Source organism: Rhizobium leguminosarum, from assembly GCF_004123835.1.
Lineage (GTDB): Bacteria > Pseudomonadota > Alphaproteobacteria > Rhizobiales > Rhizobiaceae > Rhizobium > Rhizobium leguminosarum_M.
This window is the reverse complement of the sequence record NZ_MZMU01000003.1, coordinates 1043445-1061398: the sequence shown is the minus strand read 5'-3', so window position 1 is coordinate 1061398 and position 17954 is coordinate 1043445. Positions and strand designations below refer to the sequence as shown.

General features: G+C 60.6%; 17 protein-coding genes and 2 pseudogenes. 9 read left to right on the top strand and 10 right to left on the bottom strand.

Translation table 11 applies throughout. The features are described from left to right. The first annotated feature begins 76 nt into the window (after nt 1-76). Nucleotides 77-1726 carry a choline dehydrogenase gene (gene betA / locus B5P46_RS09025; RefSeq protein WP_129418370.1) on the top strand — a complete coding sequence of 550 codons (1650 nt, stop codon included), beginning with the start codon at nt 77-79 and terminating at the stop codon, nt 1724-1726. Nucleotides 1727-1940: 214 nt separating this feature from the next. Here the strand turns inward: betA and B5P46_RS09020 are convergent, their stop codons facing one another. Continuing rightward, the gene (locus B5P46_RS09020; protein WP_129418871.1) at nt 1941-3038 is read right to left on the bottom strand and encodes an NADH:flavin oxidoreductase/NADH oxidase; all 1098 of its coding nucleotides are present in this window, start codon (nt 3036-3038) and stop codon (nt 1941-1943) included. Nucleotides 3039-3132: 94 nt separating this feature from the next. Beyond that, nucleotides 3133-3933, bottom strand: a complete 801-nt coding sequence (locus B5P46_RS09015) for an SDR family NAD(P)-dependent oxidoreductase (protein ID WP_129418369.1) — start codon at nt 3931-3933, stop codon at nt 3133-3135. A gap of 89 nt (nt 3934-4022) precedes the next feature. Between B5P46_RS09015 and B5P46_RS09010 the strand changes: the two genes are divergently transcribed. Further along, on the top strand, nt 4023-4562 hold the full coding sequence (locus B5P46_RS09010; protein ID WP_129418368.1) for a MarR family winged helix-turn-helix transcriptional regulator: 540 nt from the start codon (nt 4023-4025) through the stop codon (nt 4560-4562). 83 nt (nt 4563-4645) lie between these two features. Further along, nucleotides 4646-4818, top strand: a pseudogene (locus B5P46_RS34335) (choline dehydrogenase); the annotation flags it as partial. Here B5P46_RS34335 and B5P46_RS09005 read toward each other — a convergent pair. From B5P46_RS09005 to B5P46_RS08985, 5 genes are all read right to left on the bottom strand, one after another. Continuing rightward, nucleotides 4819-5118 carry a type II toxin-antitoxin system RelE/ParE family toxin gene (locus tag B5P46_RS09005; protein WP_129418367.1) on the bottom strand — a complete coding sequence of 100 codons (300 nt, stop codon included), beginning with the start codon at nt 5116-5118 and terminating at the stop codon, nt 4819-4821. After that, nucleotides 5115-5396, bottom strand: coding sequence for a YlcI/YnfO family protein (locus B5P46_RS09000; protein ID WP_129418366.1), 282 nt, complete (start codon nt 5394-5396; stop codon nt 5115-5117). The genes B5P46_RS09005 and B5P46_RS09000 overlap by 4 nt, the downstream gene beginning before the upstream one ends. Nucleotides 5397-5467: 71 nt before the next feature. After that, nucleotides 5468-5941 (bottom strand): DUF6644 family protein, encoded by a 474-nt coding sequence (locus B5P46_RS08995; protein ID WP_129418365.1) that lies wholly within the window; start codon nt 5939-5941, stop codon nt 5468-5470. Nucleotides 5942-5960: 19 nt separating this feature from the next. Next, complete coding sequence (locus B5P46_RS08990; protein WP_129418870.1) at nt 5961-6320, bottom strand: DUF6152 family protein; 360 nt, start codon at nt 6318-6320, stop codon at nt 5961-5963. 233 nt (nt 6321-6553) lie between these two features. Beyond that, the gene (locus B5P46_RS08985; protein WP_003546399.1) at nt 6554-7000 is read right to left on the bottom strand and encodes an RrF2 family transcriptional regulator; all 447 of its coding nucleotides are present in this window, start codon (nt 6998-7000) and stop codon (nt 6554-6556) included. Nucleotides 7001-7420: 420 nt separating this feature from the next. On the opposite strand from B5P46_RS08985, the gene B5P46_RS08980 reads away from it, so the two are divergent. The 6 genes and pseudogenes from B5P46_RS08980 to B5P46_RS08950 all read left to right on the top strand — a co-directional run. Then, nucleotides 7421-8179, top strand: coding sequence for a phosphoadenylyl-sulfate reductase (locus B5P46_RS08980; RefSeq protein WP_129418364.1), 759 nt, complete (start codon nt 7421-7423; stop codon nt 8177-8179). Nucleotides 8180-8293: 114 nt separating this feature from the next. After that, entirely contained in the window at nt 8294-9247 is a 954-nt protein-coding gene (gene cysD / locus B5P46_RS08975; protein WP_062942690.1) for a sulfate adenylyltransferase subunit CysD, read from the top strand. Nucleotide 9248: 1 nt separating this feature from the next. Next, nucleotides 9249-10745 (top strand): sulfate adenylyltransferase subunit CysN, encoded by a 1497-nt coding sequence (gene cysN / locus B5P46_RS08970; RefSeq protein ID WP_129418363.1) that lies wholly within the window; start codon nt 9249-9251, stop codon nt 10743-10745. 295 nt (nt 10746-11040) lie between these two features. Further along, a complete protein-coding gene (locus B5P46_RS08965) occupies nt 11041-11682 on the top strand; it encodes a peroxiredoxin-like family protein (RefSeq protein WP_129418362.1) in 642 nt (213 codons plus the stop codon). A gap of 185 nt (nt 11683-11867) precedes the next feature. Further along, nucleotides 11868-14162, top strand: coding sequence for a PBP1A family penicillin-binding protein (locus B5P46_RS08955; protein WP_129418360.1), 2295 nt, complete (start codon nt 11868-11870; stop codon nt 14160-14162). 46 nt (nt 14163-14208) lie between these two features. Next, a pseudogene (locus tag B5P46_RS08950) lies at nt 14209-14310 on the top strand (quinone oxidoreductase); the annotation flags it as partial. A gap of 14 nt (nt 14311-14324) precedes the next feature. On the opposite strand, the gene B5P46_RS08945 reads toward B5P46_RS08950, so the two are convergent. From B5P46_RS08945 to B5P46_RS08935, 3 genes are all read right to left on the bottom strand, one after another. Continuing rightward, on the bottom strand, nt 14325-14771 hold the full coding sequence (locus B5P46_RS08945; RefSeq protein WP_245456126.1) for a hypothetical protein: 447 nt from the start codon (nt 14769-14771) through the stop codon (nt 14325-14327). Between the two features lie 604 nt (nt 14772-15375). Further along, nucleotides 15376-16557 (bottom strand): glycoside hydrolase 5 family protein, encoded by a 1182-nt coding sequence (locus B5P46_RS08940; protein WP_129418358.1) that lies wholly within the window; start codon nt 16555-16557, stop codon nt 15376-15378. A 16-nt stretch (nt 16558-16573) separates the two neighbouring features. After that, nucleotides 16574-17953: a hypothetical protein gene (locus B5P46_RS08935; RefSeq protein ID WP_129418357.1), complete on the bottom strand. Its 1380-nt coding sequence runs from the start codon at nt 17951-17953 to the stop codon at nt 16574-16576. Nucleotide 17954: the final 1 nt, after the last annotated feature.

The window sequence follows — 17954 nt, the reverse complement described above, 5'->3', positions numbered from 1 at the left end:
TGGGGAGAAGGTGGCGGCAGCCGGATGAGGGGGCGACGCGGCGCGACGGCTGAAGCAAAACGCGAGAGAAAAAACCATGCAAGCAGATTTCGTCATCATCGGCTCGGGCTCCGCCGGCTCCGCCCTCGCCTATCGCTTGTCGGAAGATGGCAAGAACAGCGTCATCGTCATCGAGGCGGGCGGCAGCGATTTTGGGCCGTTCATCCAGATGCCGGCAGCGCTTGCCTGGCCGATGAGCATGAAGCGATATAACTGGGGTTATCTGTCCGAGCCGGAGGCGAACCTCAATAACCGGCGCATCACCGCGCCGCGCGGCAAGGTGATCGGCGGCTCCTCCTCGATCAACGGCATGGTCTATGTGCGCGGTCATGCCGAGGATTTCAACCGCTGGGAGGAGCTCGGCGCCAGCGGCTGGGCCTATGCGGACGTGCTTCCCTATTTCAAGCGGATGGAACATTCGCATGGCGGCGAAGAAGGCTGGCGCGGCACGGACGGACCGCTGCATGTCCAGCGCGGCGGCTTCACCAATCCGCTCTTCCAAGCCTTCGTCGAGGCCGGCAAACAGGCAGGCTTCGAGACGACGGAGGATTATAACGGCAGCAAGCAGGAAGGCTTCGGCCTGATGGAGCAGACCATCTTTTCCGGCCGCCGCTGGTCTGCCGCCAATGCCTATCTGAAACCGGCGCTGAAGCGGGATAATGTCAGCATCGTCTACGGCTTTGCGCAGAAGATCGTGATTGAGGACGGACGGGCGACCGGCGTCGAGATCGAGCGCAACGGCAGAACAGAGGTGGTGAAGGCGAATCGCGAGGTGATTGTCTCGGCCTCCTCGTTCAATTCGCCGAAGCTCTTGATGCTGTCGGGCATCGGTCCCGGCCAACATCTGCAGGACATGGGCATTGCGGTGAAAGCCGACCGGCCGGGCGTCGGCGCCAACCTGCAGGACCATATGGAATTCTACTTCCAGCAGGTCAGCACCAAGCCGGTGTCGCTCTATTCCTGGCTGCCATGGTTCTGGCAGGGGGTGGCGGGCGCCCAATGGCTGCTCTCGCGCGGCGGGCTCGGCGCCTCCAACCAATTCGAGGCCTGCGCCTTCCTGCGCTCGGCACCCGGGCTGAAGCAGCCCGATATCCAGTATCATTTCCTGCCGGTGGCAATCAGTTATGACGGCAAGGCGGCGGCGAAGAGCCACGGCTTCCAGGTTCACGTCGGCTACAACCTGTCGAAATCGCGCGGCAGCGTCAGCTTACGCTCCGCCGATCCCAAGGCCGACCCGGTGCTGCGATTCAACTATATGAGTCATGCCGAGGATTGGGAGAAATTCCGCCACTGCGTGCGCCTCACCCGCGAAATCTTCGGGCAGACGGCTTTCAACGACTATCGCGGGCCGGAGATCCAGCCGGGCGAAGGCGTGCAAAGCGACGACGAGATCGACGCCTTCCTGCGCGAACATCTGGAAAGCGCCTATCATCCTTGCGGCACCTGCCGGATGGGCGCCAAGGACGATCCGATGGCGGTGGTCGATCCGCAAACGCGGGTGATCGGCGTCGATGGCTTGCGCGTCGCCGACAGCTCGATCTTCCCGCACGTCACCTATGGCAACCTGAACGGACCATCGATCATGACCGGCGAGAAGGCGGCCGACCATATTCTCGGCAAACAGCCGCTGGCACGCTCGAACCAGGAGCCATGGGTCAATCCGCGCGCGGCCGTCAGCGATCGATAAGAAGCGAGCCGTCCGACGTTACCTTGTCCGCCCATGACGGACGCGGTGAAAGCCAGCGACCGAGGCGTTCGCCAACAAGATCGCCGTCACGGCCCAAACATCTGACATGAGGCGCGATGTCTGCGATATCGCAACCATGAATCAGCGGGCCGTGGTTCGTTTTTTCAACTCGAAGAGACAAGGGCCCTCAACGCTATTCGAGAGCCCCGATCACTCAGGCAGTGCGGTAGGATGCGAGCCAATGTGCGTAAGGGGCAGGCAATGTCCAGGACGGACGCTCGACACCGAGCTTGCGCGCGGCTTCGTAGGGCCAATGCGGATTGGCGAGCATCGCTTTGCCGATCATAACCAAGTCAACCTGTCCGCTTCGGATGAGTTCATCCGCTTGCTCCGGCTGAGTGATGTTCCAACTTGCGGCACCGGGGAGGCCAGTGGCCTTGCGGACTTGATCGGCGTAAGGCGCGATGAACCCTGGACCCCAGGGAATATTGGCGGCGGGGGTCGAGAAGCCGAGGCTGACGTCGATGAAGTCGAGGCCGGCCACTTTGAATTTTCCGACGAGTTCGATCGCGTCCTGCAGGGTTTCCTCGTCACGACCGTCAAACTCCATGACGCCGAAGCGAGCAGTCAGAGGACGATCCTCGGGCCAGACTTCACGAACGGCCGCCAGCGTCTCCAAGAGGAAGCGTCCGCGGTTATCGGCGCTGCCGCCATATTCGTCGTCGCGCTGGTTTGAATGCGACGAAAAGAAGCTTTGCCCGAGATAGCCATGCGCAAAATGCAGCACGAGCCAGCGGAATCCGATGTCGCGCGCGCGGATCGCCGCAGCGACAAAATCGCCACGGACGCGATCGATGTCGGCCTTCGTCATGGCGCGCGGCACCTTCTTTAGGCCGCCGCCGAACGCGACGGCGGACGGTGCGATGATTTCCCAGCCGCGCGAGTCGCTATCGGCGATATGATCGTCGCCTTCCCAAGGACGGTTTGCGCTGGCCTTCCGGCCGGCGTGGCCGATCTGGATCCCTGCGACCGCGCCCGCCTTTTCGATGCTGGCGACGATCGGCCCAAAGGCCTCGGCCTGGACATCATTCCAAAGACCGGTACAGCCCGGCGTGATACGCCCCTCCGGAGAGACAGCCGTGGCTTCGACGTTGACGAGGCCAGCGCCACCGCGCGCCAAGCTTGTGAGATGGGCGGCGTGCCAGTCGTTCGGAACGCCATCAATCGCGGAATATTGGCACATGGGAGATACCGCGATGCGGTTTCGGAGGATGACGCCCTTCAGCGTGAATTGGTCGAACAAGCTGGGCAATGGAATCTCCTTAAAATGGATATCAATCAACCGCACGGATCTGCCGACGCCGTTGGCGTACGGGTTAATCCGTGCGCTCGATCCTTCGGGGTGTCTAGACGGCGCGGTAACGGGGCGCAGGTTCACCGGTCTGCGTCGCGGCGAACAGTGTGGATCGGGCTTGGTCGAACTTGTCCCACAGACTGGCGTCGGCAACGGATGGCAGCGTGATATCTTCGCCCTTGTCGAAACCGGCCAGGGCGGCGTCGACCAGGTTTTCGGACGTCATGACGGTCGCCTGGTTGAGCGACGCCAGCGGTACGCCCGACAAATCCCAGAGTTCCGTCGCCGTGGCCGCCGGCATGACGAGTTGCAGGCGGACATTGGTCTCGGCCAGCTCCTGCTGCAGGCCCCGGCTGAAGTTCATCACATAGCCCTTGGTGCCGCTGTAGATCGCGCTGATCGGCAGGGCATGAAAGGACAGGACCGAAGCGACGTTGATGATCGCGCCGTGGTTGCGGCTGAGGAATGCAGGCAGAACAGCGTGTGTCAGCCGCGTGAGCGCAGTGACGTTGAGTGCGATCATCGCGGCCGCGTCTTCCTCAGCGGTCTTGGCGACCGGAGCCAAGGTCGAGTTGCCGGCGTTGTTGACGAGGAGCGTGATCGCTGAATTGTCCTTCAGCACCTTTTCGACGCGGGTGAGGTCGGCGTCTTTCGTCAGGTCGGCTTCCACGACCTCGACTTTCGTGCCGTGGGCAGCGCCGAGCTTGTCCGAGAGCGCCTTCAGACGATCGGCCCGCCGGGCGACGAGGATGAGGTCATACCCCTTTTCAGCGAGGCGCGCCGCATAGATGGCGCCGATGCCAGCGGAGGCGCCGGTGACGAGGGCGACGGGCTTGAGCGATGATGCAGACATGTCAAAATCCTATTTGGTTGAGTGCTCAAGTTTATGTACGGTCGCGATGTCGTCTTGTCAATGGATGAGCCCTCAACTATTTTACTGGGATGGGCAAAAAACTTTCGATTGGTGATCCAGGGGAGGAGTTGCGCGCGGGCAGGCTGAGCCCGCCGGAACTCCTAGCCGAACTCGTGTGCACAAACACCGCCCTCCGGCGCGCATCACGGCGGTTGGGGCAGATTTATGATGACGCGGTGGCGCCGACCGGCCTGAAGGCCACCCAGGTCGGACTTCTGACCCAGATCGCAGCGTTGCACGAGGGCAGCCATGGATGGCCAACCTTGCTATTGCTCGCCGAGCGCCTTGCCGTCAGCATTTCCGCTTTGACCCACGCCCTTCGCCCGCTCGTCCGGGACGGACTGGTCGAGCTCATGCCTGACGAACATGATGGCCGGACGAAGCACGCAATGCTGACGACGTCCGGCGAGCAACGCCTGCACCAGGCATTGGCCCTGTGGGCTGATGCCAATCAGCGCGTTGAGGTGGTACTGGGTCCTTCCGCGGCTGCGCTTCGCGCGCTGGCCGATGACGTCGCCTCTCCGGAGTTCCTGGAAGCTTATGAAGCTCGTCGCATGCTGAGAGGCTGACTGTGGGATGGGCGCGGCAGAGGATTCGGGCGATGAATTCGAACAAGCATGTTGAAGCCGCCGTGCCGCGCGAGCCTTCGGGTGGGGCGCGCGTCGCCGACAGCTCGATCTTCCCGCACGTCACCTACGGCAACCTGAACGGACCCTCGATCATGACGGGAGAGAAGGCGGCCGACTATATCCTCCGCAAACAACCGCTGGCGCGCTCGAACCAGAGCCGTGGATCAACCCGCGCTGGGCGGTCAGCGAAGGATAGTCAGTGGTAATCTTCTTCGCGCTGGTGACGGACGGCGAGGACGATGATGCTCGTTTCGTTCATCACTTTGAAAAGAATGACATATCCGGCAGAACCGAATGGTACGACGAGCTCGCGAAGCAAAGGATCATCCGCAGAGGCGCGTCTGGCCATAAGCGGGAAATCCTGAAGTATCATCAGAGCTTTTTGGATGGCGTTGATGGCACGTTCGGCCAAATCCGGATCACGTTCGATCAGAAAATCGGCGAGCCGGTCCAGATCTTCATAGAAGGTCTGGGTGTACTTTAGCTCGAAGGTCATTTCTGCCGTGCGGCTTTGCGGGCCTTCGCCTTTTCAAGCTTTTCGCGCATCAACTCCTGAATGTCGTCCGTTGTGTAAAACACACCGGTGCGCTGCGCTTCCGCCAAGCCAGCCAGACCCCGCGCGATGAACTCCGCTTGGGTCTTTCTATAATCGATCTGGCGGCGAAGAGAGTCCTCCATCAGCGACGACAGGCTCTCGCCTTCTTTCAAAACGCTTTCGGCGGCAGCACGCAATTCAGGATCCACGCGAAGGGACGGGAGCGATGCCGTTTTCATGACTTCCTCATGCGTTGCAATTGCAATGCAATATGATGGATCATCGTGTTATATTCAACTCCCCTCCACTATCAGAGAAATCCGATCCAGCGCCCCGCCATAAGCGCGGCGATCCATGTCACCGCCGACAGAGCCGCAGAAACTCTTATCGCAGGGCGCAGAATGCCGACCGTGGTTGCGGTTCGCCAACCCTGCCCGGTATGCACCGCCAGCACGTTGAGCAATCCAAAGGCGATCAGCCCGAGCTTTGCAAGAAAGGCGGGATTGCCGGCATATTCGACCGCCCGGACGCTGAAGAGGTAGAAGCCGGTGACAATAGCCGCGGCAAGGCCGACGCCTGCGGCGCGGGAGAGAAACGGCGCGACGACTTCAACTGGCACCTTGCGGAAGAAGCCGGCAAGCCTCAGATCAAGCGGCAGGATGGCGCCAACCAAAAGGCCGATCGCCAGGATATGGGCGGCGTTGACGAACATGTAGAGTGTTCCGGAGCGCCGGAGCGCGACCGCAGGTGTCGTTGCCGACAGCCATTCGAGAATGTCGATCACAGCTCAGTTCGCCCAGAGGTCAGTTCGTCTTGATGCGGTCTGGATAGATGTCGTAGCGCTTTTCGCCGATGGTAAGGCGCACCGCCTTCAGCCGCTTCTCTTTTGGATCCTGCGAACGGTTTCCAAGGACCACCACTTGGTCGCCAGGCTTGGCTACACCTTCGACGAAGCCGGAGCGTTCCGTCTGGCGCGGATTACCGAGTTCGACGAGCCAGACGCCGTCATCGGCGGTGGCGACATCGAGCGTCGGATGCGGTCCGCCCATGGCGATCTTCTCGATGGTGCCGCGCAGTTCGATCTGGTCCGCCTCGGCCCACGACCAGCCGTGATGGGCGGCCGCGCCTGTCGCGAGGGACGCCGAGAGTATGGCCGCAGCCACTAGAGCATTTCCGTTTTTCTTCGAACCACGGAAATGCTCTATCTCTTTGTTTTCCCGCAATCCCGGACGCAAGGCCGCTATGCACTTTTGCTGGAATTGCTCTAGCCGCTGTGCTGAAATCATAGACATGATGTCCTCCCTACCCAATTGGACAGGCAGGTGGAGCATGCCGGCTGGAAGAAAAGGGATTTCACCAAATCTTGAAGGAGGCGGGCGGCAACTGAAGCCTGACCTTACGCCAGCAGCCGGGTGACTTCGGCGCTGTGCTTTGGCGCGATGGCATCGGCGATGGTAGTGGAGAACAGCACCTTGCGGGTGGCGTCGGCGACCTTGGCGAAGACGTGGCGGATCTGGCAGTTCTGTTCGCCGTCGCAATCGTCGCACCGGCGGTAGGCGGTGATCGACAGGCACGGAAGCGGCGCGATCGGGCCGTCGATGATGCGTAGGATCTCGCCGAAGGTAATGGTGTGGGCGGGCTTCAGCAGGAGATAACCGCCCTGCTTGCCGCGACGGCTGGCGACGACGCCGTGATGTTTCAGGTCGAGCAGGATCTGTTCGAGGAACTTTTTCGGGATCTTCTGCTGCGCCGCGATATCGGAAATCATCACCGGTTCGTCGGCATCGGCATCAGCCAAGACCGTGAGCGCCCGCAGCGCATATTTCGCCTTTTGCGTAATCATTTTTGACCATCGACACACACAGGCAGTGCGAATCCCCGCACTGCTACGGAAGTACTTTTGCCTCTATGGCACAACCAGCATGAACGGAATTTGAACGCGCCGAAGAAAGCCTTGAGAGACAAGCGTTTTGGCCTTGTTTTTCGCCCTCGGCCAAGCTCTCTTAATCTATGCCAAAACCGCGCCTTCTGCACCATTTTCGGCATCACTTCAGATTTCGGATTGACAGGCTGCGTGTAACTCTACTATTTCTATAGACATTCGAGCTGCCGATGTGGATTTTCATCCGCAGGCGGCTGCTTTTCTGCATCGCGGCAGCTTCGGAGAGATATTTGCTCCTCCGGCCGCAGCTTTCGAAATCCCTTTTTCTGTCCGATCCATGCGTGAACTGCGATACTCCGGTCAACAAAGGACAGGATTCTCATGACTGCTATCAATGCGATTGCGGAAGACGGGCCGATTGCGGAAGCGCAGGCGCTGAACGACAGACTGGCAGGCCTCGACCTTGCCGGACGCCTGTCGCTGGTCTCCGGCCTTGGCGGCCGCGCGGTGTTCACGACGTCCCTCGGCATCGAGGACCAGGTGATCACCGCCGAGATCGGTACGCACCGTCTGCCGATCGATATCGCCACGTTGCAGACCGGCCGGCTGTTTGCCGAGACGCTGTCGCTGATCGAAGAGACCGAAAGCCAGTACGACATCCATATCCATCGCTTCGAGCCCGAGAAGGCCGATATCGACGCCTATGCAGCGCAATACGGCCTCAACGGTTTCTATGAGAGCGTCGAAGCCCGGCATGCCTGTTGCGGCGTGCGCAAGCTGAAGCCGCTTGCGCGTGCCCTCGAAGGTGCTGCGATCTGGATCACCGGCCTGCGTCGCGGCCAATCGGCCAACCGCGCCGAAACGCCTTTTGCCGAATACGACGCCGAACGGCACCTGCTGAAGGTCAATCCGCTCGCCGACTGGGACCTGGAGGCGATCAAGACCTTCGTTTCCGCAAACGGCGTGCCGGTCAATCCGCTGCATCAGCGCGGCTATCCCTCGATCGGCTGCGAGCCCTGCACGCGGGCGATCAAGCCCGGCGAGCCGGAACGCGCCGGCCGCTGGTGGTGGGAGCAGGACGAAACGCGCGAATGCGGCCTGCATGTCGCCGAAGAGGCCGCAGCGATCGCCGCACAGTAAATCACCCCACGGCTTTCCCAATCAGGGCGCGGCGACCGCCGCAGCCTTGGGAAAACCAACATCAAGGAATTGCTTTGCGGGCACCCGCAAACGATCGACAGTCTGGAGTAAAACATGCCCGATAGCCGTCCGGATACGGAACTCAGCAATCCGCAGAGCGCCAAGGCGCCGCTCGACCCGCATCTGAAAGCGCTGGAAAACGAGTCCATCCACATCTTCCGCGAGGTTGCGGCCGAATTCGAGCGTCCGGTCATGCTCTATTCGATTGGCAAGGACTCCTCGGTGCTGCTGCATCTGGCGCGCAAGGCCTTCTATCCCGGCCGCGTGCCCTTCCCGCTCTTGCATGTGAACACCGGCTGGAAATTTTCCGAGATGATCGCCTTCCGCGACGAGACCGCGAAGAAGTACGATCTGGATCTGATCGAACACATCAATCCGCGCGGCAAGGCCGAAAACATCACGCCGTTCACGCATGGATCGGCTGCCTTCACCGACATCATGAAGACCGAGGGGCTGCGCCAGGCGCTCGATGCCGGCCAGTTCGATGCGGCTTTCGGCGGCGCGCGGCGCGATGAGGAAGCAAGCCGCGCCAAGGAGCGGATCTATTCCTTCCGAACGCCCGATCATCGCTGGGATCCACGCAACCAGCGGCCGGAACTCTGGAACGTCTATAACGGCATGATCCGCAAGGGCGAGAGCGTGCGCGCCTTCCCGCTGTCGAACTGGACCGAAGTCGATATCTGGCGCTATATCCAGGCCGAAGACATTCCGCTGGTGCCGCTCTATTACGCCAAGAAGCGGCCGTTCGTGGAGCGCGACGGCATGATGATCCTGGCCGAAGATCCGCGCCTGGAACTGCTGCCCGGTGAAGTCCGCCAGGAAGGCATGATCCGCTTCCGCACCCTCGGCGACTTCCCGCTGACCGGCGCCATCCGCTCACAGGCCACCACCCTCGAAGAGGTGATTGCCGAACTCGAAATTGCAACGGTGTCCGAACGCCAGGGCCGCGCCATCGATCGCGACCAGTCCGGCTCCATGGAAAAGAAGAAGCGTGAAGGATATTTCTGAGATGACCGCAGCCCAAACCGCCGTCTCGGCCGCAACCGTCGTCAGCCTGCCCGCCGCCGAGCCGCTCAAGGCCCTGCGCGATACCAGGCCGCTGCGGCTCATCACCTGCGGCAGCGTCGATGACGGCAAGTCGACCTTGATCGGCCGCCTGCTCTGGGACACCAAGGCGGTCAAGGAAGACCAGGCCGCCACCTTGCAGCGCGATTCCACCGGTAAGCAGAACGACCTCGGCCTGCCCGACTTCGCATTGCTGCTCGACGGCCTGCAGGCCGAGCGCGAACAGGGCATCACCATCGATGTCGCCTATCGCTATTTCTCGACCGACAAGCGCTCCTTCATCGTCGCCGACACGCCCGGCCACGAGCAATATACCCGCAACATGGCGACCGGCGCCTCGACCGCCGATCTCGCCATCCTGCTGGTCGATGCGCGCCTCGGCATTCTCGAGCAGACGCGCCGTCACGCGACGATCGCCTCGCTGCTCGGGATCAAGCAGTTCGTGCTTGCCGTCAACAAGATCGACCTGACGGGCTACGACCGCGCCGGCTTCGACAAGATCAGCCATGACTTCCGCGAATTTGCCCTGTCGCTCGGCGTCAAGCAGATTACAGCCATTCCGATGTCGGCGCTGAAGGGCGAAAACGTCGTCTATTCCGGCCAGGCCGCCATGCCCTGGTACAGCGGCCCGTCGCTGGTGGAGACACTGGAGCTTGCCACAGTGCGCTCGTCGCAGACGGTCGGCTTCCGCCTGTCGGTGCAGCGCGTCTCGCGTCCCGGCGAAAGTTTCCGCGGCTATCAGGGCACGGTTGCCGGCGGCTCGGTCAAGCCGGGTGACAGCGTCATGATCCTGCCGTCGGGTATGGTCGCCAACGTCTCCAAGATCGTCACCTTCGATCTCGTCCGCAATGCGGCCGTTGCCGGTGATGCGATCACCCTGGTGCTCGACCGCCAGGTGGATGTGGCGCGCGGCGACATGATCGTCTCGATCGACGCCCAGCCGCAGGTCGGCCTTGCCTTCGACGCGCAGATCGTCGCTCTGCAGCCGGAGGGCATCGAGCCCGGCAAACGCTACTGGCTGAAGAGCGGCAGCCGCCGCCAGCGTGTCCAGGTGCAGCCGCTCAGCCAGTTGGAGCTGAAGACCGGCACCTGGAACGCCGCGCAGCGGCTCTACATGAACGCCATCGGCAAAGTCCGGCTCGTCTTCGACGAAGCCGCGATCTTCGACCCCTATGAGCAGAACCGGCTTTCCGGCTCCTTCATCCTGATCGATCCGGAGACCAACAACACGGTCGCCGGCGGTATGGTGACCGGCAAGCGCACCGAACTCGGCGGCCTGCACAATGGCGAAGCCCGCGTCATCCTCTCGCTTCCGGCCGATCTGGCCGAACAGATCATGGCGAGCGAACTCTTCGCCAGCCGCAGCCACGAAGCCGAAGTACGGCGCATGACGGCAGCCGAAGCGGCCGACCTCTGGTCGAGCGCTGCAAGCGATATCTGACAAGGGATAAGGGGCCAGCAAGACTGGCCCCTCACCGCAGCCGAATCTGCGGGCTGGCGGATTCCCTGTCGGCCTCTACGGCCACTAAAAAAATCAGTGTTTGCAGAAAACGGACTTTTTCAATTCACGATTCACTGTTTACCGCTTGCCCGTGGGCCAATGTGGGGCCATTCTTAAGATAGGATCCTGGCGATGCGGTAAGGCGAGAGGTCAGGCCTTGCAACGTTCAATCTAGACCTCGAAGCACTTAACGTGGCGCCTTTTCTCGACTGATCCCCGAGCGAGGAGGTTGTCCATGTCCACGCCCTATGTCGACCATCCGCTGCAACCGGGCGACCGGGTCCCGAACGTTGTGTTTGATGCGATCTCGCACGAGGGGAAGATCGCACTTGATGATTTTCGTGGCCGCAGCCCATTGTTGATCGGTTTGTTTCGAGGCCTGCATTGTCCGTTCTGCCGGCGCCATGTCGCGGCCATGGCATATCTCAACCCGATGCTGCGTGAGAAAGGCGTCCAATCCCTGGCGGTGGTAAACACCCCGGTCGAACGCGCACGACTCTATTTCCGTTACCATCCGATACCCGATCTTCTTGCTGCTTCCGACCCGGTACGGGCTTCGCACCAAGCCTTCGGCCTACGCGAGGTCGGGATCGACACGGCCATGGCGATACTGATCGATCTTCCGGGCGAGTTGCCCGAGCCTATGGGCGTGATGGCAATGGACGAATTTCTCAACAACAAGGAAGGATATCAGGTTACGGAAGCCGATCAGCAGATGATGACTGCCGACCACGGGCAGCTTGTCGGTCAGTTCCTCATCGACCGTGACGGCATCGTACGCTGGAGCTTCACTGAAGTTCTGGAGGCTGGGCTCCAGACATTCCAGGCACCGAATTCCCAGGAATTGATGTCGGCAGCTTCCCAAGTCGTTCATTGACAACGAAAGACTCGCTCGACGCCCAGCCCAAAGTCGGCCTCGCCTTCGACGCGCAGACCGTTGCCTTGCAGCCCGAGGGCATGGAGCCCGGAAACTGCTCGGAACCGTTGCGGCCTTTTGCGGTGGAACACTCCGCATCACCCGGCTATAAAGGTCGTTGTGCGTTGGCTTTTTCGCGGTAATCGATGCCCAATTCTCCCGAATCCTCAGGTGAAAGCGTTAGCAACTCGAGTTCGGGTGGCGATCAGACACCAAATTCGCCAGCGCAAGCGGCCGCCTCGGATTCGCCGGGAATCACCCGAGTCGACGACCCGCAGCCGCCCCACGAATCCTTCGGCCAAACCAAGCGGGCCGCCAGGACTCTATTGCGTGCGCTGCGCCAAGATTTGCAGGCGAGTTCTGCTTTGGCAAAGATCAAAACGGCCGCCTTGTTTTGGAGGACGAAGCTGAGGTCGACGCGGCCTGGAGTCGCGTCAGCTACCCACAAGTGGATGACGAGTGCTTTAGTCAAAGCGGGGCGCGGTATTCGCGGTCAGCGTTCAAGGCCGCGTGAAAGGCGACGAAGCGCTCCGTTCATTGCGGGCTGGCTGAAATTCGCTATCGGGTTGGCCTTGCTTGTCTGCCTCATCGCAGGAAGCGTGCTGGTGTGGGCACTGAAAGACGTGCCCTGGAGCGAAATCCGGGATGGAACGTTAAAGCCGGTCGTCGTGCTGGAAACTGCCGACGGCGCGCCATTGGTAAGACAGGGACCTTATCAAGGGCCATATGCTCGATACGACCAGTTTCCGCCCCATCTGATCGATGCCGTCCTTTCGATCGAGGATCGCCGGTTCATGGATCATTTCGGCGTCGACCCCAGGGGCATCGGGAGGGCGCTTCTGCGAAACTTGGAAGCCGGCTCGGTGGTGGAGGGTGGCAGCACGATCACTCAGCAACTCATCAAGCTGCAATACCTCGACAGCGACCGAACCATAAAACGAAAGATGCAGGAAGTCGTCATCGCCTTCTGGCTGGAATGGAAGCTCGGCAAGGCGGAAATCCTGACGCGCTATCTCAATAGCGTCTATCTTGGCGCGGGCGCCACCGGCATGCCTGCCGCCGCGCGCATCTATTTCAACAAGGACATCGGCGCCCTGAACCTGCCGGAGTCGGCGATGCTGGCGGGGTTGCTGCGGGCGCCGAGCCAATGGAATCCGATCGACAATTTCGAAGGCGCCCGGCAGCGCACCTTGGTCGTTCTCGACGCGATGGCAACCAATGGAAAAATCACAGAGCCACAGGCGGCCGAGGCCAAGACGGGCTTTGCCAGGCTGCACCCAACGACGCCCACGCCGCGCTCCGGAAGCTGGTTTGCCGACTGGATTTCACAGCAAGCAAGCGAAATCGCCGGCTCCTCGCCGGGTTCGACGACGGTGCGCACCACGCTGGTGCCGCGGTTGCAGCAGATCGCCGAGAGGGTCGTGAAAAGAGCTCTGGACAGTGAGGGAAAGACAGTCGAAGCATCGCAGGCGGCCTTGGTTGCGATGACGCCCGACGGCGCGGTCGTAGCGATGGTTGGAGGGCGCGACTACAAGGCAAGCCAGTTCAACCGCGCCGTCACTGCGATGCGCCAGCCGGGTTCCACCTTCAAGCTATTCGTCTATTACGCGGCATTGAAGGCTGGGCTCACCTTGTCTGACCGGGTTCTGGACGCGCCAATTGACATCGATGGCTGGTCGCCAGAAAATTCCGGTGGCAATTATCGCGGCTGGGTAACCCTTGCCGAGGCGTTCGCGCGTTCGCTCAATGCCGCCTCAGTGGCGCTTGCCGAAGAGGTAGGGCTGGACAATGTGATTGCCGCAGCGCGTGAACTCGGCATCGATGCGCCACTGGCCAACACGCCGTCTTTGGCGCTTGGCACATCAGAAGTAAATCTGCTTAACCTCACCAGCGCCTATGCGTCCGTCCAACTCGGCAGGGCACCCGTCAGGCCCTGGGGCATCATCGACTTCCAGGCGGCAGGGCAGCCCAAGACGTTTCGAGTTGGCTCACAAGCAAAGCCGAATGTCGATCTTTCGCCCTACCAGTCCGACCTCCTCGGCCTGCTGCAGTTGGTGGTCGAGCGCGGCACTGGACGTGGGGCAGATCCCGGCACGTTTGCGGCCGGTAAAACCGGCACGAGCCAGAACAATCGTGATGCCTGGTTCGTCGGCTTCACGGAAGCGCTCGTCGTCGGTGTCTGGGTCGGCAATGATGATGACGCGCCGATGAAGGGGGTGACGGGCGGCGACCTGCCAGCGCATATCTGGCGAGACTTCATGCGCGAGACGGCGGCCGAACCGACGCTGAACGGAGTGCGATCGACGGAAGCAGTGGTCGATGGCCAAGGCGCACCGCAATCCTGTAATATCACCGCCTGTTCGCGCAGTTACCGCTCATTTCGGCCGTCCGATTGTACTTATCAGCCCTATTCCGGCGGCCGACGGCTTTGTGAAAAGTGATGTGATTCGACAGAGATCGAGCACCGGTCATCCTTGCCTCACGCCCGTTTCGCAGATCGGCGCCGGATATCGTTTGGCCGATGTTGCGAAGGCGCACGAAGAGATGGAATCCGGACGTTCGGCGGGCAGTCTCCTGCTGATACCTTGATTGGTCAAAGTCCGTTATTTCGGCTTACGCAGATGGAGAGATCCAGTCGGAATAGGGACCACACTGGCAAGTCGTTGGCCTACCACCGTACCGATTGTGGCAACCCCGGACGTGTTCCTGGATGCGGGCTCGATTTGCCGGAGAAACAGTCCGCTATTATCCGCGAGAGATCCGATGGTAATCATCGGCTCGTCGTCGACGAAAAGTATCAATCCAATGCCGGATCCAACCTTATCCTCCACCCTGCATGGCAGGGCTCGCAGTACGGTCTCCGCGTTTGTCGAAAACAGGGATTTCACAAGCCCGCCAAGTGCTTCGACCTTATTGACGAACGGCCGCACGACAAGCGTGACCGGTTCTTCTTCAGATAGCGTGAGTTCGACGGAAAACTGAGCCGGCGCAGAACCGGTTGGCAGGCAAGCACTATAAAGCTGAAAAATCGCGGCGCGGGCGAAATTCAAGCGTGTATCATGGGACTCGGCTTCGACGATTGATTGGAGAAAGCGTGAAGAGTTCACTGCCGGAATCCCTCTTTCGAATCGGGATAGCCCGATGATGAGTCAATATACGATACCGCTTCTGGGAGCGAGCCGTCCGCATTATTCATATTGCCAACTGCCGACCTTCGAAAATCTCCAGTTTGTCCCCAATATCCTGGATATATCGCGAATATTTGGCGAAGCTAGAGACCCAGTTTAGATCGCAAGAAAATATGGAAGCATTTAGGTCAATACTCTGGCGTGTTGAGATCGCTATCACTTGTTCGTTCGCGCAACCATCCCGGTTCGCGGGCGCGCTTCCGATCGTCGTGTCACGCGTGTTTTCGTCTTGAAATCGGTTTCCGCCTTCGAGCGATATGCCACATATTGTTGGCAGCCATCAAATCGAATGGCAACACCCGGCCCGATCCATCGCTCAAGACGACTAAAGCGCGTCGCGATCTTTCAGATTCGCTCCTCGCGCTTTAGGTCGTTGTTTTTATGCATGCCGTTGTCGCAAAACCGCTGCACACTTTTGCGCGACATGCTTTAATGCTGGACGGCGGAATGGCTCCGGTGGCCCTGATTATTGAAGCTTGAGGGCGGCGTCGCGCAGAGCCTGCCAAGCAGGGCTCCCATCGTTGTGAATGTCGAATTTGTCGTAATCGTCCTCAGGATAGAGGCCCGAGTCCTGCGTGCTGGTGAGCCGCCAGACCACCCAGCCTCCGCAATCCGAGGTGGCGATCGTGTTCAGCCAAGTTCCATAGGCGTTTGCCTGATCGGCATCGGACCGCGGAATTCCAAACTCCTCCAGGATTACCGGTTTTCCGATATTTCGGCCGATCGCGCAGTATTCGCGAATGCGGGCATCGAAATCGGAATGGCTCATTTTGGCGTAAGATGGGTAGCCATGCCACGTGCCGAAATCGACGCTCGGAATGCTCATATCCGCCAGCTTCTGATCCATGTTCCCATGGCCCGTCGTTACGAGCTGTTTCGGTGCCAGGGATTTGACATAGGCTGACATTTCCGACACCCACTCATGAAGGAGCGGTTTGGGATGGATGTCAGGTTCGTTGGCCAGATCCCAGGCAAATATGGTCGGGTCATCGGAATAGCGCACACCAGTAATCGTGTTGACGCGCGACAGAACATGCCCGACCCATGCCTTGTAATCGCGTCGGGTTCGCGGATCAGCGGCAAAAAATGTGTATTTGTCCGAACTCCCGTACCAGGCGTTCATCTGCTGGGCACCGCCCGTGTAGGCCCAGAAATCGACGAATGCGAGGATCAGCTTAAGCTTGCGCTTCGCCGCTTCCGCGATGAGGTAATCGACCTTTTGCAGGCCGTCAGGTCCGTCGTTGGGAACCATCTTGTTGGTTATCGGATCCCAGCTCATCATATAGATGCCCTTGGTTCCCAGATTGCTGGAATCGGCCGTGCTTTTTGAATTCCAGATCGTCGGCACCCGGCCGTCCAGCGACCCTATAACCGGTTGCAGGAAGGTGCGCACCACATTGGCACCCATTGCCGTGGCATCGTCCAACACGCGGGTGACTTCGCCTGACGAGCCAAATGTCAGATAATGGTTGTTTACGCCGGCCACGCGAAATGGCTTGCCGTCCAGCAGGAAGCCCCCCTCTTTCGTCGTGACGAAAGGTTGCTGTGCAGATGACTGCGCGTCCGCAGATCCGACTTGAGCAGACCAAAAAAGCGCCAGCGCCACAGCGCCGATAGCGAAATTCCGGAAATGGTGAATACGTCTCATGCGAGGAAACTCCCTTTCAAGCCCGTGACGCAATTCCGATTTGGTCTGTCTCGTCGAGGGAATTGCCGTATGTCGAGACACCGGCAGCCGCTGATGGCGCGATGGTGGACTGCGTCGCAGTGTGCCGTGTGGCCCAATACAATGCCGGGCACAGAAGCAGGCCCTCCAGCGAAACAGCAATGACCCAGAAGTTGGCTGTGCCGGCGATCCCGAATTGCGCACCACCGACGGCAGCCGCGATCTCCAGCAGCGCACCGCCGGTCAGAACGAGCGTAGCAAAACCCAGGCGCCGTCGGACACGTTGAACCGCCAGATAATGATACTTCAACGCCATTCCAAAAGCGGCAACGCCAAGAAACTGGAGGCCATTTCCTGCAATCGCGGCATAGGCCGGATTGAATATCCAGAGCATGAAGCGCGACAGGAAGAGGAACGCCAAGGCGGTCGCCGCGCAGACCAGCATCGACAAGCCGAGCGACAGGCGCAGGCGCGAAGGAAATAGCTCCGGCTCCCGCAAAGCGATGGCAAACAACACCGAGGCGAGTGACGCAGGGACTAGAAGCGCGACGTTCAGCACCGTCCAGGCGGCATAGAAGGCGGCGTTGATCTCAGCGGACAGCATCACCGTGACGACGAAGGGCAGCAGCAGCGCCGGCGCCTGAACAGCCATGCTGAGCGTATGATGGCCGAAAACCTGTCCGAGCACCGGGCGGAAGGCGCGGATCTCCGGCCGGTGGAAAACGCGCCTGCCGGCATAAACAAGAAGCCCGGCCACGACGACCAGCGAGACAAGCTGCCCGGTAAACCAGGTGGCGAAGATCGCCAGTCCGCTGGTCGCCCGGCCAAGTGTCAGGCCGAGAGCGATCAGTAGAAGAAGCTTGCTGGCGGCGAAGACGACATTCCGGGCCAGTTGAAGGCCGCTGCGCAGCAGGCCAACCAGGGCTTGGTCGAGCACGAGGGTCACGGCCGTCAGAGCGCAACCAGCGACGAAGAACAGATCGGTCGCGGAGGAACCGACGATCGAGCCAAGCTGCGTCGATGTATAGGTTGCGATAACAAGATAGATCAGCCCCACGACGATGGAGGCGCTGAACGAGGCCAGGAGGGCGCCCGTCAGAAATGGGCCTGCTCTTTTCTGACGGCCTATCTCGCCCATCAGGAAGGGCCCGAGACCGACTTCACCGAGATTCGCGAGGAGATTCATCAACGATATGGCGGCGGCGGCGAGCCCGACAGCTTCGGCCGAGAAGGAGCGCGCCGCGAACCACCAGTAGACGAAGCCGAGAATGGCCGTCATCAACGTTCCAAGCCCCAGCATGCCTGCATTGAGGAGCAAAACCGCCTGATTCATCAGGAGGCTGCGGACCTTGGTCATGACGGCGCTGAGGGTCATCATG

Excerpts from the sequence above, each read along its gene's own strand:
- betA (WP_129418370.1), top strand. The coding sequence starts at position 77 with ATGCAAGCAGATTTCGTCATCATCGGCTCGGGCTCCGCCGGCTCCGCC.
- B5P46_RS09015 (WP_129418369.1), bottom strand. The coding sequence starts at position 3,933 with ATGTCTGCATCATCGCTCAAGCCCGTCGCCCTCGTCACCGGCGCCTCC.
- B5P46_RS09010 (WP_129418368.1), top strand. The coding sequence starts at position 4,023 with ATGGGCAAAAAACTTTCGATTGGTGATCCAGGGGAGGAGTTGCGCGCG.
- B5P46_RS09005 (WP_129418367.1), bottom strand. The coding sequence starts at position 5,118 with ATGACCTTCGAGCTAAAGTACACCCAGACCTTCTATGAAGATCTGGAC.
- B5P46_RS09000 (WP_129418366.1), bottom strand. The coding sequence starts at position 5,396 with ATGAAAACGGCATCGCTCCCGTCCCTTCGCGTGGATCCTGAATTGCGT.
- B5P46_RS08985 (WP_003546399.1), bottom strand. The coding sequence starts at position 7,000 with ATGATTACGCAAAAGGCGAAATATGCGCTGCGGGCGCTCACGGTCTTG.
- B5P46_RS08980 (WP_129418364.1), top strand. The coding sequence starts at position 7,421 with ATGACTGCTATCAATGCGATTGCGGAAGACGGGCCGATTGCGGAAGCG.
- cysD (WP_062942690.1), top strand. The coding sequence starts at position 8,294 with ATGCCCGATAGCCGTCCGGATACGGAACTCAGCAATCCGCAGAGCGCC.
- cysN (WP_129418363.1), top strand. The coding sequence starts at position 9,249 with ATGACCGCAGCCCAAACCGCCGTCTCGGCCGCAACCGTCGTCAGCCTG.
- B5P46_RS08965 (WP_129418362.1), top strand. The coding sequence starts at position 11,041 with ATGTCCACGCCCTATGTCGACCATCCGCTGCAACCGGGCGACCGGGTC.
- B5P46_RS08955 (WP_129418360.1), top strand. The coding sequence starts at position 11,868 with ATGCCCAATTCTCCCGAATCCTCAGGTGAAAGCGTTAGCAACTCGAGT.
- B5P46_RS08940 (WP_129418358.1), bottom strand. The coding sequence starts at position 16,557 with ATGAGACGTATTCACCATTTCCGGAATTTCGCTATCGGCGCTGTGGCG.
- B5P46_RS08935 (WP_129418357.1), bottom strand. The coding sequence starts at position 17,953 with ATGATGACCCTCAGCGCCGTCATGACCAAGGTCCGCAGCCTCCTGATG.